The organism is Sphingomonas sp. UYAg733 (genome assembly GCF_054057355.1).
The window spans coordinates 41,961-62,672 of sequence record NZ_JBSRZE010000007.1; the positions used below are offsets into that span (position 1 = coordinate 41,961).

Genomic DNA, 20,712 nt, shown 5'->3' on the forward strand with positions numbered 1-20,712 from the left:
GCGAAACGTCCGGGAATCTAACCCGGCAGGGAGTATAACCTCAACCCGCAACTTGCCGCATCGCGCGCTGCGTCAGCGCATCGCCGCCGCCGATCGCCGCGACGATATCCAGCGTATCACCCGCCCCGGCGCGCGCCAGCAACACGACATACTCACCCGCCGCGCTATGCGTATCGATCGATACGCTGGCCAGCGTCGGGCGCTCGCGCAAGGCATCGGCCGGGTCGGCGACGGGCCTGGCGGTCGGCTGGCGCAGCGCGCGCTCGGCCTTGACCACGCCTTTGATCCCGCCGTCGAATCCGTCGAGGAACGCGCCAAGGCGGCCGGTCGCGACACCGGTCCGGCGTGCGTGCGACAACACGGTGGCGAATTCGGTCAGCCGCGTCTTGTCGTAATCACTGCCGAACACCAGCTTGACGATCGGCGTCATCGGCGCGCGCAACTGGACGGCGATGCCGGCGGTGTGGAGCAGCGCCTGGTAACCAGCCGGGTCGGCATCGGCGCAGGCAGCGAAATCATGCGCGCGGCCAAGCGCACGGTACAGCGTGGAGCGGCTCCGTGTATCATGCGCGCGTACCGCGGCGGCGGTCTGCTGCGCGAGCATCAACTGGTCGGACAGGCTGGCGCCGATCACCAGCGCATTGTCGTCATCGGCGTCGCTGGGCTCGTCATCCAGGCCGGCACTCGGGCCATCGGCCCAGACCGCGGCGGAGGCCGGCGTACGGGGCTTGCTGCGAACCGATTCGGCGACTTCGGCATCGAGCTTCGCCTGGGTCTCGGCGTCGACCAGCTCTTTCCAGTTGATCACGCCATAGATGAAATCGATCGCATCCTCGTCGGAGGAGAAGGGCATCAATATGCCGCGATACATTGTGTTGTGCCCGCGCGTGGCGACGAATTCGGCCTCGAAGCCGATCGGCGCGCGGTTGGCGATGATCTGCAGATAATGGTCGGTCAGGCGTGACAGTAATGAACGGCCCGGCACCTGAGAGATCAGCGTGACCGACGAATCGAGGCCGCACTCCTCACGCAACGCACCGCCAAGAAAGGCGATCGTCGGATCCTCGATCCCGCGTGAGAAATCGAGCAGCACGCTATGCGGCCCGAAATCGGCGATGCTTGCCGGGTCGAGATCCTCGATCGACGGATAGGCACGGCCCTGGAGCAACGAGACCCAGTGATTATAGGCGCGGACATGCATCCGGCGCTCGTCGCTGCCAATGTCGATCGCGGGCTCGCCGCCGCCCGCGTAGGCGTCGCGCTCATCCATGCCGATCCGATCCTCGTCGAAGCCGCGAACATTATCCATTACGCAAAAGACCCTTACCGGACATACAGGCATCCATTACCGGCCGTTGTGCACCGCGCGTGGTAAACGATGCGTAAAGGCATTGCTGGCTAAACGAGTTGCGCGTGGGGCGCTTGTCAGGTCCGGGTGGACCTGCTAACCGCCGCCGCCTTGCCAAGGCTCGTTGCGGGCCCGGTCGGTATGCCGCTTTAGCTCAGTTGGTAGAGCATCGCATTCGTAATGCGGGGGTCACAGGTTCGAGTCCTGTAAGCGGCACCATTTTCAGGATCGGCAGAAAACTGCCAATTTCCGGCACCCCCATAGAGGACTCCTGAGAACTGGGGCCCCGCTCCGGGTGCTGCGGTTGGCCGTTTTACGTCTGCTTCGCGCCCTAGAGACGCGGTCGTTGAAGCCCGTTCTTGCCGAACCCGTAAGCGGTCATTGTGATGCGGGTTTCTGACACTCCCCGCCCGCAGAAAACCGTAGATGAGCGACGGTGTCAAAACCGACCGGTTTTGACCACCGATAGGCGATGCGCCAAAGATGCTTTGTGCAGCATCCTTCGGTTTCATTCCTGAGGAAATCGTCATTGCCAATGCCACTACTCACTGGTCGGGCACACGTGGATGCAGCTTCAGGCAAGGACATAGCGCAACAGAACGGTGTCTTCTCCGACGCGATCGCTTGCGACGAGGCGAAGCGGCGGGCCGGGAGCGGCGAAGAAGGGCTTGCCGCTGCCAAGCACGACGGGAAGGACGTAAAGTCGATACTCATCGATCAGGCCAAGCTCAGTCAGGCTCCCGGCCAGCTCTGGCCCTGCGACCCCGATTTCGCCATCTTGGCCGACTTTCAGTGCTTTAACGAATTCTTCGAGGTCACCGTCAACTAGAGTGGCGTTCGGTCCGACCGACTTCAGGGTTTGTGAGACAACCCATTTTGGGCAATCCCGCCAGGTCGCCCCAAATTCAAGCCCGACATCGTCCTGGCCCGGCTCATCCTCGTCCCAGTAGCGCATAATCTCGTATATGCGCCGCCCGTAGAGACAGCCGGAGAGGGTTCGCACGTGTTCGTTGAAGTGTCGATGGAGTGCCTCGTCCGGGGCCCCTAGCCCCGGCCCACCTTCCGGGCCAGAGACATAGCCGTCGAGAGACTGCATCATTCCGTAGACGAGATTTGCCATGGTTTCGTTCCTTTTGGTGGCAAGAAAGATCAAGCGGCTTCACGCTCCGGTGGCGGCGGCGGCCGAACTCGGCAACTCACTTCTGCGCCTCGAAGAGCTGGAAGATGGTCAAAGCCAGCACCGCAACCCCGACGCCGGTGATCGCGAACGCTGCTGGGTAGCCGGAGGTGGCCGCCAGTACGCCGACTGCGAAGCCGCCGAGACCAAGTCCGGCGTCGTAGGCCGCGTTCCAGAGAGCGCTGGCGCCATCGACCTGGCGCGCGGTCGTGCGCGCCAGCAACCGCGCGAGGCTGGCGGTTTGCAGGACCCCGAATGCGACGCCGCTGAGCACCATTGCTGCAATTACGGCGATGTCACCCCGAAATGCGAGGAGGAGGGTCGCGAAGGCGGTTAGGGCAATGCCGGCAACCATCGCTCCCTGCGGACCCCGGTGGTCGACGAACCGTCCCGATCCCCAGCGAGCGACCGCGGACGTCAAACCCTGAAGCAGCAGCGCCAGCATTATCGTTCCCGTGCTCAACTCTCGATGAGCTAATGGCAGGAACGTGACGGCCGCGCCGATCGCTATCGCACCGAAGGCGAGCGAGGCTGTCGGCCAGGCGGCGTCCCGCAGCGCAGGCAGGCGGTTCGTGCCGCAGACGCCCTCCGGGATTACGCTGCCACGCGGAAGAAGCGCGATGCAGATGGTGCCGGCCAGCGCCAGCAGGGCCGCGGCAAGCTCAATGGGCCACGGTCCCCATTGAGGCAGAGCCCACGGTCCAATGGGAATGCACAGGATGGCGGGGGTCGCTGAAGCCACGCCATAAATTCCCATGGCCTCCGCCCGCCGTGCCGGCGGCGCGATCCTGGCTGCAAGCCCGCCAGCTGCGACTAGCAGCACGCCAACTCCCAACCCGCGAACTGCGCAACTGAGCAGCACTATGAAGCTGCTGTCCGACAGGCTGCAGAGCGAAGGCGCGGCCAAGGCGAGCAGGGCGAATGTAAGAGCAGGACCCCGGCCGATCCGTCCCATGATGCGCACAGCGTAAAGTTCGCCCACGATCGTTGTTGCCATAAGCGTACTTGTGGCCAGCCCGGCGGCGAAGTCTCCGCCTAGGGTAGCGATATGGGCGGGCACCGCTGAGAGCAGCAGATAGTAGCTACTCATCGCCGCCATGATCAGTGCGCAAAGCGCAAGCATGGCGGGTGTGAGGATGGCCTCGCAAGCCGCTTCGCGCGCTGGAGTTCGTAGGGCTGTCATGGACGATACTCCTGCTAGACTGCTGACCCAGGTAATACCGTGCTACTGGACCAGAGATAATGACCACATTCAGGCCCAAAACGATGACCAGTTCGCCTTCCGATCTGCCGATCTCCCTGGCTAAAGACGCTGCCGACAGCCTGAGGCTGCAATTGCGTAGGTCGTTGCTCGGGTTGATCCGGTCAGGCGCACTGCGTCGCGGTGTCCGCCTGCCATCCACGCGGGCGCTCGCTAAACAACTCGGCGTTTCGCGTCCGATCGTCGTGGATGCTTACGGCCAGCTGACAGCTGAAGGCTATCTTGCGTCGCGACGGGGAGTCCGACCGATTGTGATCGTCGATCCCAGCGGCACGCCTGCCTTCGAGGGCCCGGACGAACCGGTCACCGATCCCATTCGCCTCGACCACCGTCCCGCCATGCCCGATGTTGGCATGTTTCCCCGAAACGACTGGATCCGGGCGATTCGGACGGTGCTTCATAGGCTTCCGGCCAGCGATCTTGGCTATGGCGATCCGCGCGGAAGCCCTGTTCTGCGCCAGGCACTGGCCGACTATCTAGGGCGGGTGCGCGGGGTGATCGCCAACCCGTCCAGCATCTTTGTCACCAGTGGTTTCGCAGAAGGGCGAGCGCTGACCTGCGCTGTTTTCCACGCGCGGGGCGCGCGATGCCTGGCAGTTGAAGACCCGAGTTACAGCGACTGGACGGCAGTGGACAGGGCCGGACTCCGCCGGTTGTCGATACCGGTCGATGGGGATGGCATGCAGGTCGAGGATCTCGGTGGGTCCGGAGCCGATGCGGTGTTGGTCACACCGTCTCACCAATTTCCGATCGGCGGCGTCCTGAGTGCCGAGCGACGGCAGTACCTGGTGCAATGGCTACGCGACGGCGATCGCCTGGCGCTTGAGGACGATTACGACGCCGAGTTCCGATACGATCAAGCGCCGGTTGGGGCGCTCCAGGGGCTCGCCCCTGACAAAATCATCTATGCAGGCACCGCCAGCAAGACCCTGGCGCCCGCGCTCCGACTTGCATGGCTCGTCGTTCCCCCTTCACTTGTCGACACTATGAATTCGGAACTGCGCCGATGGAGCGAAGGGCCGCCGCGGATTGATCAGGACGCCCTCGCGGAACTGATCGGATCGGGCGCCTACGACCGGCACCTGCGCAGGATGCGGCGAGTATACCGCGATCGGCGTAATCACCTGCTCACACGCCTCCGCATGGCTATGCCGGGACTCGAGGTGGAAGGTGCAGCAGCCGGCCTTCACCTAACTCTAAGGTTGCCGGATGCAGTGGATGCGGATGGGGAAGCCGCGATTCTTGCTGCGTTGCTGCGTCGCGGGTTCGCGACGGATGGTCTAAGCCGATACAGTGCGACCGCAGCCGGCCCGCGACGATTGTTCCTGGGCTATGGCAGGATATCGGAGAGTGGCATTGACCTCAGCGTCAAGGTGCTGAGCGAGGTTGTAGCGGACTGGCAGATAGCCAACCCCGCAGGGCGACAAGCACCCCAGGTTCGTTCCTGAACCGCCGGGCGCTAAATCGTGGCGATGGCTGTGGGGCGATCATAGGCGATCATTGAACGAGCTCTCGGGGAATTTGGACGGATCCCGGGGCGGATGGATCGGATTTCCGCTCTCCGCCACGAGGTATCGGTTGAACTCAGCTCGGCAGCGACACCTTCGGCTGCTCGCGTGCCGCGCCGCTTACCATCCACGCCCGGACGTTTGCTCGGTGTCACAACCGAACGGTTGTGACACCGTCAAGAGGCCGCTTTTTGAGAGGTCACGCCCAAAGCCGACAGGCAGCAACCGGCCTAACTTCAGCCGCGTGGCACTGAGATTATCCAACGATCTGAGTGCCCATCTTTGTCCCCTGTGGGGCACCAGTCCTTTGAGAAGGAAATCCGAAACTTGCTGCGGAAGGGCCTTGGGCAAGGTGCTCGTTTGGGTCCTGCTTGGGGCACTTTGGGTAGGAAAACGGGCTCGGCCCACTTTTATCCCCGCCTCTAAACGTCAATGACCGTGATCAGGGCGGCATCCCGGCCGATCTCAGGGTGTAAAGATTGTTGATTTGGGGCCTGTGGCCGACGGGCTGGGCGGGGATCGCCGACCTAGTCGTTTCGATGACAGCCGCTTCTCCCAAAATATGCTTCAACGGGCCCCTAGGTTCATCACAGGAGTCGGGTCAGTGTCGCTCAACCCAGTACAGCAGTCCGCCTATAACGACATCAAGAGCAAGCTCGACAATGGCGGCTGGTTCAACACCGTCACCCATGACGAAGTCAACGATGTCGCCGCGAAGCTCAAGGGGCTGAGCGCGACCGATGCCGACGCGGTCATCGACGAAATGCAGCGCAGCGGCGAACTCGATCGCTTCGCGTCCGAGGCGGTTGATGGGTCGTGGTTCGGCAATGGCGGTTATACCGACAATGAGCGCCGCGACATGTTCACCGATCTTGCGGGAAAGCTCGATGGCGACAGTCTGGCCAAGGTGAGCAATGCGTTCGCCAAGGCGTCGGGCGGGGAAGATGGTTATAACCGGGTCGGCGAACTTGCCGACGCCGTCGCGTCGCATGCGTCATCTGCGGCCAAGGTCGACTATGTGAAGGCACTTGCCGCTCAGTCCACCGACGGCAAGGGACTGGATGGCATCACTCTTGGCGGATCCTGGTCACGTGAAGTGGACGCGGAAGCCTCGGCGATCGGCAAGGTGATCGGATCGATGCGCGGCGCCCAGGCGGAGGCGGCGTTCGGCGCGCTCAATCAGGATCAGCTGCGCGCGGTGATGAATACGGGCATCGATCAGAATAACCAATACTCGCAGGGCGGTGTCATCACCAGCTTCGACGCCAAGGGCTTCCAGTCGGTGATGGACGCGGCGGCCAGCACCGCTAACCCGGATCTCAAGGCGCGAATCTTCGACGCTGGCGCCGATGCGCTTCGCACCGTGCGCGACACGCAAGGCGTCGGGATCGGCCAGAATTCGCCGGATCGGGGCGAAACTCTCTCCACCATCACCGATTCGATGACCAGGCTGCTCGACAGTGACACCGCCGGCATCACCCGCGAACTGACCTACAATACCGAAACGCAGGATGGTTCCGATCTCGCCGCCTATGCCCAGGTGATGATCGCCGACGGCAAGGAAGCGAAGCTCGGCGAGCAAATGGCACGGATTCAGTTCGGGAACGACTTGCAAGGTGATCCGATCGCGCGACTAAATCAGACGACGACCGTCAACGGCCAGGAACGGCGCGAGAATGCCGGTACGCTTGGTTATTTCACCGGCGCGATCTACGCTGGCGCCGCTGCGCATTCCAAGGACGTGAAGGCGCAGCAGGAGGTGGTGACGGCGGTGTTGAAATCGGTTCTTACCGTGGTCGACAAGGCGGGCGTGGGCGGCAAGGCGGTCGGCACTGCGGCGAGCGTCGGCAAGGAATGGGTGCAGTTCGCGGTGCGCGCGGCGATCGCCGATCCGGGTGCGACCGCGGCGCAGAAGCTGGAGCGCGCCGCTTTGCCGCAGGACCCGCAGACCGGTGAACTGGGCGTTGGCGATCCGGTCGCCGATGCCTTCAACACCACGCTGAGCCGCGTGCAGCGCACCGCCGAACCATGATCGATCGCGGCCCTCCGTCACGGTTCGGATGGCGCTGGTCCGTGTCATTTTCCGCAGCGCTGACGCTCGCGGCATGCAATCAGAAGGAGCCGGTCATCATGACTCTGCCGGACCCGCCTGCACCGATCGTCCGGCCCGCAGAATATGCGTTCGGCGATCAGGTGGCGAGCGCCGAGGAACATCTCGTCGGCCAAATCGATCAGGCCCTGCGTGCACGCTTCGGCAAACCGGCCGAAACGCATCTCACCGCGCCGGCCGGGACCGACTTCGCGGCGGTGCGCCACTGGTATGGCGAGCGCGCCCAGCGCTGGCAGCCATTGCCCGACGTCGAAGGCGCGGCCAGGGCCGGCGGCGGGCACGGTTTCGGTTTCACGCATGGCGACCAGGCTTTTGTCATGATCTGGCTCACGCGCCATGCATCGGCTGGTGCAAATCCCGTCACGATCCTTCGCTACGGAAAGGACCGCTAAAGCGGTCCGCCACCATCCGTTCGGCCCGAGTTCATCTATCGGGTGAGCCGTAATTGCTCACGTGGCGGTGTGGTTTTGGTAGCGATTTTTGGTTGCGGTTTGTGTGGGGATGTGAGTCAACCTGCATGTGACGCACGAAGAGGCCCTCGCCACCAAGGACGCGTTGATCGCGGCTCTGCTGAAGCAGAATGCATCGCTGTTGGCGCGGATATCGGTGCTTGAGGCAAAGCTTGGTTTACCACCCAAGGGGCCTGACAATTCGAGCCTGCCGCGATCGAGCGGCATGAAGGCGTCTGGGTCCTTGAAGGCGAAGCGCAAGAAGAAGCCGCATGCCGGGTCGCACCGTGCGTTGCATCCCAACCCGACCCGGCACTGCGAGGTATTGGCGGAGACCTGTCCGGGATGCGGAGCGGACGTGTCGGGTGTCGAGCAAAGCCCGTGTGCGGTCTACGACCGGATAGAAATCCCGAAGATCGAGCCGGATGTGACCCGGGTAGTACTGCACGGCGGAACTTGCCCATGCTGTGCCGGGCGCTTCAAGGCAGCGGCGCCGGCAGGGCTCGAACCCGGCTCGCCGTTCGGGCCGGAACTGCGCGCTTATGCGATCTATCTGCGCTCGGTACAGGGCACCCCCCTGGCTCGGCTGCGCTGCTTGTTCAAGGATCTGTTCGGGCTGTCGATCAGCGAGGGCGCGTTGGTCAATATCCTGCGCGCGGCGCGCGGCGCCTTTACCGGGCAGGCCGGCCGCCTCACGGCCGATCTGAAGCGCGGCACGGTCATCGCGTCCGATGAAACCGGCCTCCGAGTGGGCAAGAAGAACCGCTGGCTATGGGTGTTCCATCATGGGCCCACCGCTCTGTTCCTTGCCGATCAGAGCCGCGCCAAGGCGGTGGTCGAAGGCTTTCTCGGCGACTGGCGGCCCGATTACTGGATATCCGACCGCTATGGCGGCCAAAGGGGCTGGTCCCGCAAGGGACATCAGTTCTGCCTGGCCCATCTGATCCGCGACACGCGCTATCATATCGACGCTGGCGACACCGTCATCGCCCCAGCCTTCATGAGCCTGCTCAAGCGCGCCTGTGCTGTTGGCCGACGGCGAGACCAGTTAAACGATGCCCAACTCGAGACCCATCGCCGCAAGTTGGTCAGCAAGATGAGCCTCATCCTGACGCTGACCCCGCTCTGCGAGGCCGGCCGCAAGATGATCAAGATCATCCAAAAGCTGCGCCACAACCTGTTCGTCTTCGTCACAAACCGACAGGTCAGCGCCACCAACAACGGCTCCGAACGCGCCCTGCGGCCCTGTGCTGTTTACCGAAAGATCACCAACGGGTTCCGAAGTCACTGGGCCGCCACTCTCTACGCCGATATCCGATCCGCCGTCGAAACCGGACGACGCAGAAACATCCGTGCCATCGATGCCATCCGCCTCTCACTCGCAGGCGAAACCCTCACCGCAATCGCTTGAACTCAATCCCCTAAACCCAAACAATGGCAATCAGTGGGGGTGAGCAATTACGGTGAGCCGCTTATCGTAATTCAACAATCTGATATATAATAATATTATCGCGGTAACGTCTTGCCGAGAAATGTCACATACCGGTGTGACATATCTCTGGCCGGTCATCCCCGCGATCCTGTCGGCGGCGGCGATTCAACCACGGCACAGAATCTGGGAAGTCATCCCTTGCCGGACTTAAACCGGCTTGCTCTTTCTTATTGTCGGAACAGCATTGCCACGGCGCAACGAGCGCACGGACTCGACCATTGTCAGATCCCCGTCTGATGTAACGCTCGATGCTCCAAGCCCGCGGTCGCGGCCGCCGAGCCTCCGCCTCAGTATGTCCCATGCGCATTGGTCGGATACCACCAGGAGAAGCGGATTTTCAGGTCGGTCGTCGAAAAGACGACATTGCCGCGATTGCGCTCATAACCCATTGCCGCGCGCCCGTTGAGCCTTCCCGACCACCATCCGCTGTTCGATCGCCCTTCGAATATGATCCGCCGATTCCCTGCGAGGAACGTCATGCGATGCACGCCCGGTGCGCGCACCTGATCGACCAGCACGCAGAGATTGTCGGGCGCATCGTTGATCGCGCAGCGGACGCGTTCACGCACGCTCTGCGCTTCGGCGATCCCCAGGGGTGTACCCAGCGCCGCCAGCCCGACCAGAGCCGATATCGCCCGCCATGATTTCCGGGATCGCCGCATCGTCATTCTCCTTCGTTAACTCGTGATGGCCGGCACGCCAGTCCGGTTCAAACGCACGAGCCTGCAAATCGGGATAGTCGGATCGATTATGGTCCCGGAAGCAGTTTTCGGCCGATAGTCCTTGCAGATTGAGGACAGGAGTTCGTGCCGTGCAGCCCATTCGCCAGGCCCCGCCACCGCCACCGCCGCCGCCGAGCCAACTTGCGCTGCTGCCGGTCCGCGGACCGGCGCTGCCCGGTATCCAGCCGACCTCATCCTATCGCAGTGATTGGGCGACGCAGCCCGCTGGCCCCCAACCGATCGCCGGCCGGCCCACCCCGCCGCCTGAGGCGCAGGAAGGTATCGGCTCCTTCTTCACCGGCGCGGTCGCAGGCAATTTCAGCGATAATCACACTTGGTCGGCGACCGCCGGGCAGGTCGCGATGGGTTTCGTGCCGATTGCAGGGCAGATCGCCGATGTTCGCGACACCGCTGCCTCGATCGGTCAGATCGCACGAGGAGAAAGCAGCGGCTGGCTCAATCTCGGCGCATCCCTGATCGGTTTCGTGCCGGGCATCGGCGACGCCGCAAAGGCCGCACTTCGCGGTGGCGGCAATGCCGCTCAGACGGGTGCAGATGTCGCGCGGCCGGCCGCGCGGACTGCCGACGATGCAGTCGCGCCGGCAACCGCCCGCACGCTCGCCGCGCCGCCGGCACTTCAGCCCGCGCTGCGCGCCGACCCGCCGCCGCCAGGCGGGCCCGCCCCCGCATTGGCCAATGCGGCCGATGCGGGACCGACGCTGATGGAGCGCGCCGAACTGGCGGGCGATGTGTACAAGACCGGTGCCAAGGATAGCCCGATCTCGCCACCGGCGGGTTTCCGCACCGCGAGCACCGGTGAAATCAAGGCGCTTGGCGTCGATGCCAATCTGCTCGGCAAGGCAGACGAAAAGGGGTTTTTCGCGCGGGTCTACGCCCATGACAGCCCGTCCGGCACCTCCTACACGGTCGCTTTCCGGGGCACTAACCCGAGCTCGATGAAGGACATCGCCGCCGATGCCAAGCAGGCATTCGGTGCCGATTCCGTCCATTATGCGCGCGCGCTCGAGATCGGCCGCCAGCTGCAGAATTCGGGAGCGGAAGTCACGCTGGTCGGTCATTCGCTCGGCGGGGGGCTTGCCGCCGAGGCGGCAATCGCGTCGGGTCGCGATGCGACGACCTTCAATGCAGCAGGCCTGCACGGATCGACCATCGCCAAAGCGGAAGCTGCCGCTGCGGGCAGGGCGCCGGGCGACGTCGACAATTACCGCGTCGATGGCGAAGCGCTGACCATGTTGCAGGAAAACCCGGGCGCGCGCGGCATCGTCGGCGCGCTCGCCGGCGGCGCGACCGGCGCGGGCATCGGGTCGATCATCCCGGGGCTGGGCACGATCGCCGGCGGCATTGGCGGCGCGATCGGCGGCGGTGTCGGCGCGGCCAGGCTCGACTTGCCCAAGGCGTTCGGCAATCAGCACACCATGCCCTACGTGAAGCCGGAGGGCGCGTCCTGGTGGCAGGGCAATCCGGTCAACCGGCACATGATCGATGCGGTCCTGGCCAGCACGGCGCGTTACACCGGCGGCTAAGCGGTTGACGCGTCCGTCCCGGTGGGTCGATGCTGGCGTATGACCTTGAGGATCTCATGATGACGGGCGATGCGCGGTTCGATCGTTTCGTCGGTGGCGCGGCGCTTCCGACGCGGAAAGATGTGGTCGGGAATTTGCGGATCGGCTCGTCGGCTCAGGCACTTTCCGAAGCATTGTTCGACGGCGATCTGGACGCCGCTCAGCGCTATCTGGCGCGCGATCCCGCTTTGGCGTCGTTCAGGATCGGCGACACCTACGACATGTTGTGCGTCGCGCTCGCGACCGCGTCGACCGATGCGCTCGACTTGCTGATCGCGCATGGCGCGCGGGTCGAGGGGCCGGCGCTGGCTTTGGCCATGATGGCGGACGACCCGGCCTTTGCGATGCGGCTGCTTCAATCCGGGGCAAAGGCGACCCCGGCCGATAGCCCGCTCGGCCCGATGCGCGCGGCGATCGCGGCGAATTCGGTCGGCGCCGTCAGGCTGTTGCTCGACTTCGGCGCGGACCTCCGGGCGGCGGGTCCGACCGGTACCCGTGCCCTGCAGGTTGCGCTTGACATGGAGCGCTTTCGGATCGCCGAACTGCTGCTCGATCGTGGCGCCGACCCTTGGGCGATCGATGCGAGCGGGGCCAATCTGGGGACGTCGGTCACGACCGCGATGTTCACCGCCGTGTCCGAGGAGGAGGCGAGCCAGGCCCGGCTGGCGCAGCGCGCGCTGGCGCTCGGCTGGCCCAATCCCGCGCTGACACCCGGCCAGATCCGCGAGGCGGCACTGAGCGGAAACTGGCCGCCGCCCGGGATAAAGGCCGCGCCAATGCCTGCCGACATTCTCGCGCTACTCGTCGCCCGCGCCAAGGGGACCGCGACGATCCAGTAGCGATGGCGATTTCAGGCGGATTGTCTCGCGTCAGGCGTCCTCGATGGCCAGTGCGCCCAGTGTGACGCCAGCCTCTTCCAGATGAGCACCCAGGCCCTGCAAGCGATCGCCATAGGCGCGACCGCCGTCGCCGACCTGCAACGCGATATCCAGCGCGCCGGCGGCGTTACGCACCAGCCGGGCGCCCGTAGCAGGCCATGCATTCGCGCCGAAGAGGACTTGCACCTCGCGCGCGCCTTTGCCGTTCTCGCGCGTCCACAGGTCGGCGAGCATCTGCGCAAAGGCACTCGCGTCGATATGCGGGGCGGGCATTGCCGGCATCGCCAGCGGAACGATCGGTACGCCCTGGGCCGGCGCGCCAAAACCCTGGCCATGCTGATCCTGCGACTCCCGCTCGCGCACGATCAGATCGGCATCGCGCGCTTTGGCATCGACCGCCGCGGTGAAACTCTCCCGCTCGCCATGTGCACCAAGCTTAGCCTCCTTACCCGCTTTGCCGTGTGATTCGGGCGGCAATCCCATCGTCTTGCGCGCCGCGGCAAAGGCATCCGACATCGCCTTTGCGTCGGCCGGTTGGGTGCGAGCCAGGCCGGGCTGCGGACGCGAATCTAGCGTCCGGCTGGGTTGACTACGGGTGGCACTGTTGACGCTGGTCATCGTATCCTCCTCGATTCATCGACTTCTTCCGCGTTACGGTCTTCATTGGCCCGCGCGACTGCCGTGCGTGCCGCGGCCGCATGCTCCGCAAGAATATCATGGCGAGCCCGGGCAAGGATCATCGTCTTGCGCCGCGCCGCCTCGGCCGCGACGCAGAGCCGCTCGGCTTCCAGCGCGTCGTTCAACGCGCTGCGTGCCACCGACTGGGCGAACCGCATGCGATCGACCACGGCTAACAGCCTTTCCGCTTCGTTGGGATCGTCGGCCAGCCGGTCACGCGACGTAAGATACGCGTCTTGCGCATCGTTCGAGGACGCGTCGGCGTGCGCCCGCGCTTGCTCCGCGCGCTGCGTTTCCAGGCGCGCGACGGCGAGCGCGGATGCGGCGCTGTTCATGCGAACCTCTCGCAGCCGCACCAGCATTGCGGCCTGCCGTCTGGCTTCCGCGCTCATCCGCCGATCCCCCGCAGCCGGATCAACGCGCTATCCCACGCTTCGGGCACCGCTGCGTCCTGGCGAAGCAATGCCTCGATCTCCGGTTTGGCGGCAATTGCGCGGTCGGCGACCGGATCCGCGCCGGCACGATATTCGCCGACCTGCACCAGGAATTCGATCTCGGCATGTTTCGCCATCAGCGCCCGTACCTGCGTCGCCGCGGCGCGGTGCGGCGCGTCGGCTAGCCGCGGGAAGAGGCGGCTGAGGCTCGCCAGGATATCGATCGCGGGGTAATGTCCCGCCGACCCTAGCTTGCGCGACAGGACGATATGCCCGTCGAGGATCGAGCGGACTTCCTCGCCGATCGGATCGCCGCCCTCCTCATCCTCGACCAGCACCGTATAGATTGCGGTGATCGACCCGGTCTCGTCATTGCCGGCGCGCTCGAACAACCGCGGCAGTTCGGCAAACACCGAAGGAGGAAAGCCGCGCCGCACCGCCGGCTCGCCCGCCGCCAGCCCGATCTCGCGGAGCGCGCGCGCGAAGCGCGTGACCGAATCCATCAGCAACAGCACGCTTTTGCCTTCGGCCCGGAAACCTTCGGCGATGGCGGTCGCATGATGCGCCGCGCGGACCCGTTCCATCGCCGCACGGTCCGACGTCGCGCAAATGATGACCGAGCGCGCCAGACCTTCCACACCGAGGCTGTCTTCGATGAACTCGCGCACCTCGCGCCCGCGCTCGCCGATCAGCGCGATGACGATCACATCGGCCCGAGCGAAGCGCGCCATCATGGCGAGCAAGGTCGACTTGCCGCCGCCAGCGGCCGCGAAGACCCCGACGCGCTGCCCCGTGCCAATCGTCAGCAGCGTGTCGATCGCGCGAATGCCGGTGACCAGGGGCGTATCGATCAGCGCGCGCGCCATCGGCAGCGGCGCGGGCATGTGCAGCGAACGGCGCGGCAGGTCGGCCGACAGGTCGCCCTTGCCGTCGATCGGCCGCCCACGGCCATCGAGCACACGTCCGAGCAGCGCCGCGCCCACCTGCACCCGATCGTCGCCCGGGCGCACGATGACTTCGGCATCGACGGACAGGCCGCGGACATCGGCCAATGGAGTCAGAATCGTCGCATTTCCGGCGATTCCGACGACCTCGACCGGCACGATATGTCCCGTCGCCGGTTCGATCACTTCGCACGACTCACCGATCCGCGCGGTGATTCCCGTGACCTTCAGCGTCGTGCCGAGAATCTCGACGATCCGGCCCCTGCGCTCGACCGTGGTCGTGCGGTGCAACCCGTCGAGCAGGGTTTCGACCGTGCGGCTGGGCGCTTCAGTCGCCATCGGCCGCCTCTCCGGGGCAATGGTCGCGCCAGGCATGCTCGATCGCGCGCAACTGCACCTCGAGACCCGCGCGCATTTGTCCCAGCGCGGTTTCGATGATGCAATCGGTGTCGGCCAGCGCGGCGTCGCCTTCGACCAAAATTCCCGCGCGTCCATCGAATCTGGCCCGGACGATATCGAGCATAGCCGGCGCGACCCGCACGGTCGCACCGTCGTCGGGCGCGATCGTCGCGGTCGCGCGTTCGGCGAGCCCGGCGACCAGCTCGGCCGCGCCGACATCGCCCGCGATCCGTCGCACCACGGCCAGCGCGAGCTGCGCGATCTCGGCCTGCCGCTCGCGACGTATTTCGCCGTCGCGCATCGCAAGGCGCAGCCACTCGGCGCGAACGTCATCATCGCCGGCGCGAAGACCTTCCGCCCGGCCGGCGTCGAATCCCTCTGCCCGGGCCGCGGCGACCGCTTCCTCGGTCGCGCTGCGCAGCGCGACCGCTCCCGACAGCAGCGCCGTCACGTCCCGAAACCGGTCGATGTCCCCGGCCGACACGACCGGATCGTCGGTCGCTGCGGTATTAAACGCATCGGCGTGAAGGATGACGTAGCTCATGCTGCCTCCGCCGCCAGTGCCGCGTCCAGCCAGGAGGCAACTAACGCGGGATCGTGTGCAGGACGGTACGTTACGTCGTCCAGCGGCGCCCAACCGAGATAGCCGTGCAATGCGGGGCTCAGCTGACTCCGCAGCAAGGCGAACCCGCGCGCTTCGATCCGCTCCGGCGCATGCGGAACATCGTCGGCCCTTTCTGTCATATCGGCCGACTGGATCGCCCAATCGAGCATTTCTTCGCCCGCCAGCGTTGCGATTGCGCCGAGCCACCGACCATCGATCGAGCTGGCCAGCACCGGCGCGATCGACAGCAGTGCAAGGCGCAGCGCAAGACGGCGGTGCGCCTCGCGCGTTCCGCGCAGCCAGACCGGCACGGTGGCGAGGTCGCCGATCGTCGCCTGCCCCAGCGCAACGCCACCCACCCGCATCAACAGGGCATTGCCGCGCCGGTCATCCGGGGCGCCGGACAAAGCGGTCAGGTCGGCGCCGATCGAGGCAAGTGCGGCCCGCGCCGCCGCGGCGCTCATCGCTTGACCTCCGTGTTCGACAATATCTCGGTCCGGGCGTTGGCGGCGGCGCGACGCTGCAACCAGCGCCTGAACGCGGGATAACCAAGGCTGCCGAGCAACAACAGCATAAGGGCAGGCGCGATCGTAGCAAGGCCGGAATATGTCGACGCGCCGGCGGATTGGGCTTGCGCGACCGGCAACGGCTGGGCCGGGAAGGTCTCGACCGAGACATTCTCGTATTTCAGACCCTCGATCGAATTGACGACGAGCGCCTTGATCTTGCCGACCTGCCCCTGAATGTCGGTGCCGGGACGATATTTGATGAACACCGACGCGCCGGATGGCTTGGGTGCATCGGCAAGTGGCTGATCCTGCGGCAAGGCCAGGTGGACGCGCGCCTGAACCACTCCGTCGATTTCCGAGATCGTGTGCGACAATTCCTGGCTTAGCCCATAGATCAGCCGCGCTCGCTCCTCGGTCGGTGACGAGACGAAACCCTCTTTCTTGAACACCGTGCCCAGGGTGGCGAACTCCTCGCGCGGCAGGCCTTGCGCGTGCAGGATCTCCACTGCGCGCGCAAAATCGCCCTGGCCGGTCGACAAGGTCCAGCCCTTCTCGCCATTGTCGGCCTTGTCCGCGCTGATCCCGGCGCTTTGCAGCACCGCGATCATTTCATTGGCCTGTCCCTCGGTCAGCTTGCCATAGAGCTCCGCCCGCCCGCACGCGACGAGCAGAAGGGCAAGCCCGATCATCAGCGCGGGCCGCAGGCGCTTACTCCCCATGCGTCTGGTCCATGCATCCATCGTCTCTCTCCTTCGCCCGCCACCCCGCGCGGTTACGATTGCTGGCGGAACAGCTGCTGGATGCCGTCCGACGTCCGGTTGGCGATGTTCGAGGTCAACTGGCAGTGGAACATGAACTCATGGCACCGCATGGTGAGGTTCACGACCTCGCCCGGTGACATCTCCATCCCGCTGGCTTCCGCCGCCTTGGCATATTCCGATACCGATTTCGCCTCGCCGTTGACCTTCTCCAGCTGGTCGAACATCGCCTTTACCGACGGGTCGAGTGAAGGCGCCGTCACGAAGGGCGATCCGGCCCCTTGGCTCGCCGATGTCAGCGAGTCCTGGAACCCGTTGATATCGGCGGCCGAGGCGTTCGGCCCGGCCTGGAGTGTCTCGGTCGGCGGGGTCGGCGCCGCGCCCGCGGCAGCCGCCGCAATGGCTTCGATCGACATGATTTGTTCTCCTTAGCCTTTGCGCGCCATGGTCTCGAGCGCCTTGCCGACGCTGTCGATCGAGCTCGACGAACTGTTCGCCATGAAGCTCATGCGCATCGATTCCGCAGTCAGCTTGGTGATCTGCGACGGATTGTCGGAACCCTGCTCGCCGATAGCGTCAGACATCTGCTCGATCTTCGCCGCCTGCTTGTCGAGCGTCTGGCCCCAGGCTTCGGACAGCGCTTCGAACCAGGTTTCTGCTCCACTGCTCTTGCCCATGCGATTGCCGGTCATCGGGGTGGTGGCCATCATGCCGAGACTGCTGGTGATCGTCGAATTCGTCATTGTCTTCACTCCTTCTTCGCTTGGTGGGTAGGTCGTCGTGTCAAAATCTGAGGTTCGTCTGCCGGCCATTCTTCTCCAGCATCACCGTATCGCCGGTGATGCTGACCAGGCGGTGGCCGCTGGGCATGATCGCGCCGCCGAAGTAACGCGCGCCATCGACCGTCTGGATGTACGCGGGATCGCCGGCGACGACGGTCGAGATCTTCTTGGTGGCATCGGACACCGTCTTCAGCGCCACATCCTCGGGCGACGGCATGTCGTCACGCAGGACGAGGCGTTTGAGCCCGGGCACGTCGGTGCGCACCGCCTGGGTCAGCTTGGCCCGCCCCTCGGGGTCGAGCGGGATCGTGCGCAGCTCGATCGCCGCCAGCCCGATCGGCCGGGCGATCGCCTGCAAGCCACGAATCCGCGCGACATCGACGCTGGCATTGGCGAGTTCACCCATGGTCTGGACGTTGATGACGCCGCTGACCGCGCTAGCCTTCAGCACGTCTTGCGCCTTGACGCGCTGGCCCTCGTTCGCGACCACGCCAGTGACGCTGACCCCCGCCGGGCCATGATCGACCGCGTTCAATTGCGGCAGCCCCGCGAGCTCCAGCGCGTGATCGACCCGTTGCGCGGACGAGCCGCGCAATCCCAGCGCCTCAAGCGCGGGCGCAGCACTAGTCGCGGCGATCAGCAGCGCGCCGACACCGCCCAGGACGAGCAGCCGTCGCGGCGACAGCATTGCGCCGACGCCGTCGCCGGCCCGGCCGATTATCGTCATCGCCTGATCGGAAACGGTTGGCGGTGCTGGCGGCGGATGCGGCACGGCCTGGGCAAGGCCGCCGGCCTCACCCCAGCGCGCATTTTCGGGATCGCCCCAGGCGATCGCGACGCCGCCGAGCGAAAATGGGACATAGGCCGGAACGATAGCAGTTCCGCCGGCCTCGATCGTCGAGCCGAGCATCGTCGCACTTCCGGACAATATGGTGATCTGTGCGCCGCCGCCCTCATCCAGCGCCAGGTCGATCGCGATTCCCTTGGTCGCGGCATCGCGGATCACGACATCCTGCCAGAACTGATAGCCGATCGAGATCGTGCTGCCCGATGCCAGCGCACGTTCGGTGCCGGCCAGGCGACCATTGAGGATGCGCAGGACAGGGCTTGATGGGGGGGGGCTTGATGGGAGGGGGCTTGATGGATCGGAACCCGATCCGACAGGGCTGGGATCGGTCATTTCGTTCCTTCCCTCGGTAACGGCAGCGTGGCCATCGGGGTCAACGGCGTCGCCGGCGTGCTGGTCAGGACGGTGGTCGTGCCGACCCGCGATGTCAGCGTGGCGACGCGCGGCGTGATCAGGAACAGCCGCTCGGTATGGCCACGCCGCTTCGACTTGGATTTGAACAAATTGCCGAGCAGCGGAATGTCGCCGAGCAGCGGAATCTTGTATTCCGTGTCGGTATCTTCATCGATCGTCATCCCCCCGAGCAGCAGGCTTTCGCCATCGAGCACCATTGCCTGAGTCGCAACGCTTGCGCGGTCGACGATCGGAATTCCCTCGACCATCGATGTCGGGCTGATGCTGCCGTCCTCGATATTGACCATCACGCGGATGCGGGTCTGGTCGTGATCGCGGAACACGTGCGGATTGACACGCATCACGGTACCGGCAGTGACGTTGAACAGATCGACTTCCTCACGCCCGGCGACGCGGACGTAGAAGGTGCGGGTGCGGTCGAACACCGCTTCCACGTTGGACAGGGTCATCAACTGCGGGCGCGACACGACCCGCGCCACGCCCTTCGACTCAAGCGCGGTGATCCGACCGAGAAACTCGCGCTGGCTGCCGATGATTGTCGAGATCGTGCCGCCGATCCCTTGCGGCGTGATATTATCGACATTGCCGCGCCGCGACCCCGGTGTTGGCAATAGCCGCGTGTCGCTCGTGGTGCCGTTGCCGAACAGCGCACCGAACCCACCAGAGGAGAAACGCCAGTTGATGCCGAGGTCCCGTGCCTTGTCGGTATTGATGTCGATGATCGTCGCCTCGACCTCGACCAGCTGCGGTTCGACGTCCAGCGCGCGGATCAGTGAATCATAGGAGGCCATGCGCTCGGGCACATCGCGGACCACAACCGCGTTGAGATAGGGATTAGGCTCGATCCGCACGACATCCGAGGTCAGCGGTGCGCCGCCTTCGCCGCCGCCATAGCCCAGAACGTCCGACTGTCCGGGATACTGCCCCGGTGCGGGCATGCCGAGCAACGGCGTCTGCTGAATATTAGGCGAAACCGAATCGAGCCCCGTACCTTTCAGGCGGGGCTGGCTTTGCCGAACCAGCCGCGCGCCAAATTGCGTCGTACCGCCGAGGGCGCTGCCGCCGGGGCGCTGGTCGAGCACCAGGTTCTGCAGCATCGTCGCAAGACCCGGAATGCGCACTTCACGGCCACCCGCAGAGATCAGCGTGTCTTCCGCGCTGGCGTAGCGCAGATAGAAGACTCGAAATTCGAGCGGCATCGACCCGCTATAGGCGCGCGGGACCTGGCCCTGTCCGCCGGCAAAGCCTGGCGCGGGGGCGGCGGTACCGCCCTGCGACAGGGCGGTCACCTGTTCGATGAAGCGTGGCGTGCCGCTCGCGACGAGATTGCCGTCGCCAGCCGCGCGAACGATGTTGCGGGAATCGCCCAGTCTTTGCGCGCGAACCTGGCCGAGGACGCGCTGCGCGACGGCAGGGCCGACCGGCAGCGTCTGCACCGTCAGCTCATTCGCCGAATAGATGTACAGCGCGGCACCGTCATAATAGCCGACGAGATTGAACGCCTTGGAAATGTCGCGGAAAACCTTTTCGATCGGCCCGTTGAACGTACCGCTGACGGTACCGGTGAGGCCGTTACTGGGCACGACGGGGCGGCCCGCGCGACCGAAAAGATCGCGCAGAAAGGCACCGACCGGCTGGTCGCGAGCGACGATCGAAACCTGTTGGGCTTCGCTCTGGCGCGTCGCCGCGTCCTGCGCACAGGCCGGCATGGCCGATCCCACAGCCAGTGCGAACATCGCCGCATGCACAGCGGCGCGCTTGCCCAGGAGGTCAATCCCGTAAGTTTGGCGTTCGTCGATCATGACCTGCATCATT

General features: G+C 65.1%; 20 protein-coding genes and 1 tRNA gene. 7 read left to right on the forward strand and 14 right to left on the reverse strand.

Going from position 1 to position 20,712, the window contains the following annotated elements; all coding sequences use genetic code 11:
* Positions 1 to 40: 40 nt before the first annotated feature.
* Positions 41 to 1,309: a PAS domain-containing protein gene (locus tag ACVWZA_RS13280; protein WP_457311708.1), complete on the reverse strand. Its 1,269-nt coding sequence runs from the start codon at positions 1,307 to 1,309 to the stop codon at positions 41 to 43.
* A 182-nt stretch (positions 1,310 to 1,491) separates the two neighbouring features.
* Between ACVWZA_RS13280 and ACVWZA_RS13285 the strand changes: the two genes are divergently transcribed.
* A tRNA-Thr gene (locus ACVWZA_RS13285) sits at positions 1,492 to 1,567 on the forward strand.
* 355 nt (positions 1,568 to 1,922) lie between these two features.
* Here the strand turns inward: ACVWZA_RS13285 and ACVWZA_RS13290 are convergent.
* Both ACVWZA_RS13290 and ACVWZA_RS13295 read right to left on the reverse strand, forming a co-directional pair.
* Positions 1,923 to 2,468, reverse strand: coding sequence for a dihydrofolate reductase family protein (locus ACVWZA_RS13290; protein WP_457311709.1), 546 nt, complete (start codon positions 2,466 to 2,468; stop codon positions 1,923 to 1,925).
* 76 nt (positions 2,469 to 2,544) lie between these two features.
* Positions 2,545 to 3,708, reverse strand: a complete 1,164-nt coding sequence (locus ACVWZA_RS13295; protein WP_457311710.1) for an MFS transporter — start codon at positions 3,706 to 3,708, stop codon at positions 2,545 to 2,547.
* An 83-nt stretch (positions 3,709 to 3,791) separates the two neighbouring features.
* Between ACVWZA_RS13295 and pdxR the strand changes: the two genes are divergently transcribed.
* The 4 genes from pdxR (at position 3,792) to tnpC (ending at position 9,264) form a co-directional block, all read left to right on the forward strand.
* Positions 3,792 to 5,234 (forward strand): MocR-like pyridoxine biosynthesis transcription factor PdxR, encoded by a 1,443-nt coding sequence (gene pdxR, locus ACVWZA_RS13300; RefSeq protein WP_457311711.1) that lies wholly within the window; start codon positions 3,792 to 3,794, stop codon positions 5,232 to 5,234.
* Between the two features lie 664 nt (positions 5,235 to 5,898).
* Positions 5,899 to 7,326: a hypothetical protein gene (locus ACVWZA_RS13305; RefSeq protein ID WP_457311712.1), complete on the forward strand. Its 1,428-nt coding sequence runs from the start codon at positions 5,899 to 5,901 to the stop codon at positions 7,324 to 7,326.
* Positions 7,327 to 7,367: 41 nt separating this feature from the next.
* Positions 7,368 to 7,796, forward strand: coding sequence for a hypothetical protein (locus ACVWZA_RS13310; protein WP_457311713.1), 429 nt, complete (start codon positions 7,368 to 7,370; stop codon positions 7,794 to 7,796).
* A 301-nt stretch (positions 7,797 to 8,097) separates the two neighbouring features.
* A complete protein-coding gene (gene tnpC, locus ACVWZA_RS13315; protein WP_457311714.1) occupies positions 8,098 to 9,264 on the forward strand; it encodes an IS66 family transposase in 1,167 nt (388 codons plus the stop codon).
* A 368-nt stretch (positions 9,265 to 9,632) separates the two neighbouring features.
* Here the strand turns inward: tnpC and ACVWZA_RS13320 are convergent, their stop codons facing one another.
* Positions 9,633 to 10,007, reverse strand: a complete 375-nt coding sequence (locus ACVWZA_RS13320; protein WP_457311716.1) for a hypothetical protein — start codon at positions 10,005 to 10,007, stop codon at positions 9,633 to 9,635.
* A 149-nt stretch (positions 10,008 to 10,156) separates the two neighbouring features.
* Between ACVWZA_RS13320 and ACVWZA_RS13325 the strand changes: the two genes are divergently transcribed.
* Positions 10,157 to 11,611 (forward strand): hypothetical protein, encoded by a 1,455-nt coding sequence (locus ACVWZA_RS13325; protein ID WP_457311717.1) that lies wholly within the window; start codon positions 10,157 to 10,159, stop codon positions 11,609 to 11,611.
* Between the two features lie 59 nt (positions 11,612 to 11,670).
* On the forward strand, positions 11,671 to 12,489 hold the full coding sequence (locus ACVWZA_RS13330) for an ankyrin repeat domain-containing protein (protein WP_457311718.1): 819 nt from the start codon (positions 11,671 to 11,673) through the stop codon (positions 12,487 to 12,489).
* A gap of 30 nt (positions 12,490 to 12,519) precedes the next feature.
* Here ACVWZA_RS13330 and ACVWZA_RS13335 read toward each other — a convergent pair whose 3' ends face one another.
* Genes ACVWZA_RS13335 through sctC form a run of 10 tightly spaced genes read right to left on the reverse strand, consistent with a single transcriptional unit; the run spans position 12,520 to position 20,711 of the window.
* Positions 12,520 to 13,146 carry a hypothetical protein gene (locus tag ACVWZA_RS13335; RefSeq protein ID WP_457311719.1) on the reverse strand — a complete coding sequence of 209 codons (627 nt, stop codon included), beginning with the start codon at positions 13,144 to 13,146 and terminating at the stop codon, positions 12,520 to 12,522.
* The gene (locus ACVWZA_RS13340) at positions 13,143 to 13,598 is read right to left on the reverse strand and encodes a hypothetical protein (protein ID WP_457311720.1); all 456 of its coding nucleotides are present in this window, start codon (positions 13,596 to 13,598) and stop codon (positions 13,143 to 13,145) included. The genes ACVWZA_RS13335 and ACVWZA_RS13340 overlap by 4 nt, the downstream gene beginning before the upstream one ends.
* Entirely contained in the window at positions 13,595 to 14,923 is a 1,329-nt protein-coding gene (locus ACVWZA_RS13345; protein WP_457311721.1) for a FliI/YscN family ATPase, read from the reverse strand. Before ACVWZA_RS13345 ends, ACVWZA_RS13340 begins: the two co-directional genes overlap by 4 nt.
* Positions 14,913 to 15,527, reverse strand: a complete 615-nt coding sequence (locus ACVWZA_RS13350; protein WP_457311722.1) for a FliH/SctL family protein — start codon at positions 15,525 to 15,527, stop codon at positions 14,913 to 14,915. The genes ACVWZA_RS13345 and ACVWZA_RS13350 overlap by 11 nt, the downstream gene beginning before the upstream one ends.
* Positions 15,524 to 16,051: a hypothetical protein gene (locus tag ACVWZA_RS13355; RefSeq protein ID WP_457311723.1), complete on the reverse strand. Its 528-nt coding sequence runs from the start codon at positions 16,049 to 16,051 to the stop codon at positions 15,524 to 15,526. The genes ACVWZA_RS13350 and ACVWZA_RS13355 overlap by 4 nt, the downstream gene beginning before the upstream one ends.
* Positions 16,048 to 16,815, reverse strand: a complete 768-nt coding sequence (gene sctJ, locus ACVWZA_RS13360) for a type III secretion system inner membrane ring lipoprotein SctJ (protein WP_457311724.1) — start codon at positions 16,813 to 16,815, stop codon at positions 16,048 to 16,050. Before sctJ ends, ACVWZA_RS13355 begins: the two co-directional genes overlap by 4 nt.
* 53 nt (positions 16,816 to 16,868) lie before the next feature.
* Positions 16,869 to 17,270: a hypothetical protein gene (locus ACVWZA_RS13365; protein WP_457311725.1), complete on the reverse strand. Its 402-nt coding sequence runs from the start codon at positions 17,268 to 17,270 to the stop codon at positions 16,869 to 16,871.
* 12 nt (positions 17,271 to 17,282) lie between these two features.
* Positions 17,283 to 17,597 carry a hypothetical protein gene (locus ACVWZA_RS13370; RefSeq protein ID WP_457311726.1) on the reverse strand — a complete coding sequence of 105 codons (315 nt, stop codon included), beginning with the start codon at positions 17,595 to 17,597 and terminating at the stop codon, positions 17,283 to 17,285.
* A gap of 40 nt (positions 17,598 to 17,637) precedes the next feature.
* Positions 17,638 to 18,816, reverse strand: a complete 1,179-nt coding sequence (locus ACVWZA_RS13375; RefSeq protein WP_457311728.1) for a SctD/MshK family protein — start codon at positions 18,814 to 18,816, stop codon at positions 17,638 to 17,640.
* The gene (gene sctC / locus ACVWZA_RS13380) at positions 18,813 to 20,711 is read right to left on the reverse strand and encodes a type III secretion system outer membrane ring subunit SctC (protein ID WP_457311729.1); all 1,899 of its coding nucleotides are present in this window, start codon (positions 20,709 to 20,711) and stop codon (positions 18,813 to 18,815) included. The genes ACVWZA_RS13375 and sctC overlap by 4 nt, the downstream gene beginning before the upstream one ends.
* Position 20,712: the final 1 nt, after the last annotated feature.

What these genes read in the sequence shown, in the direction of transcription:
- ACVWZA_RS13280 (WP_457311708.1), bottom strand. Translation starts at nt 1,309, where the DNA reads ATGGATAATGTTCGCGGCTTCGACGAGGATCGGATCGGCATGGATGAG.
- ACVWZA_RS13290 (WP_457311709.1), bottom strand. Translation starts at nt 2,468, where the DNA reads ATGGCAAATCTCGTCTACGGAATGATGCAGTCTCTCGACGGCTATGTC.
- ACVWZA_RS13295 (WP_457311710.1), bottom strand. Translation starts at nt 3,708, where the DNA reads ATGACAGCCCTACGAACTCCAGCGCGCGAAGCGGCTTGCGAGGCCATC.
- pdxR (WP_457311711.1), top strand. Translation starts at nt 3,792, where the DNA reads ATGACCAGTTCGCCTTCCGATCTGCCGATCTCCCTGGCTAAAGACGCT.
- ACVWZA_RS13320 (WP_457311716.1), bottom strand. Translation starts at nt 10,007, where the DNA reads ATGCGGCGATCCCGGAAATCATGGCGGGCGATATCGGCTCTGGTCGGG.
- ACVWZA_RS13330 (WP_457311718.1), top strand. Translation starts at nt 11,671, where the DNA reads ATGACGGGCGATGCGCGGTTCGATCGTTTCGTCGGTGGCGCGGCGCTT.
- ACVWZA_RS13335 (WP_457311719.1), bottom strand. Translation starts at nt 13,146, where the DNA reads ATGACCAGCGTCAACAGTGCCACCCGTAGTCAACCCAGCCGGACGCTA.
- ACVWZA_RS13340 (WP_457311720.1), bottom strand. Translation starts at nt 13,598, where the DNA reads ATGAGCGCGGAAGCCAGACGGCAGGCCGCAATGCTGGTGCGGCTGCGA.
- ACVWZA_RS13345 (WP_457311721.1), bottom strand. Translation starts at nt 14,923, where the DNA reads ATGGCGACTGAAGCGCCCAGCCGCACGGTCGAAACCCTGCTCGACGGG.
- ACVWZA_RS13350 (WP_457311722.1), bottom strand. Translation starts at nt 15,527, where the DNA reads ATGAGCTACGTCATCCTTCACGCCGATGCGTTTAATACCGCAGCGACC.
- ACVWZA_RS13355 (WP_457311723.1), bottom strand. Translation starts at nt 16,051, where the DNA reads ATGAGCGCCGCGGCGGCGCGGGCCGCACTTGCCTCGATCGGCGCCGAC.
- sctJ (WP_457311724.1), bottom strand. Translation starts at nt 16,815, where the DNA reads ATGGGGAGTAAGCGCCTGCGGCCCGCGCTGATGATCGGGCTTGCCCTT.
- ACVWZA_RS13365 (WP_457311725.1), bottom strand. Translation starts at nt 17,270, where the DNA reads ATGTCGATCGAAGCCATTGCGGCGGCTGCCGCGGGCGCGGCGCCGACC.
- ACVWZA_RS13370 (WP_457311726.1), bottom strand. Translation starts at nt 17,597, where the DNA reads ATGACGAATTCGACGATCACCAGCAGTCTCGGCATGATGGCCACCACC.
- ACVWZA_RS13375 (WP_457311728.1), bottom strand. Translation starts at nt 18,816, where the DNA reads ATGACCGATCCCAGCCCTGTCGGATCGGGTTCCGATCCATCAAGCCCC.
- sctC (WP_457311729.1), bottom strand. Translation starts at nt 20,711, where the DNA reads ATGATGCAGGTCATGATCGACGAACGCCAAACTTACGGGATTGACCTC.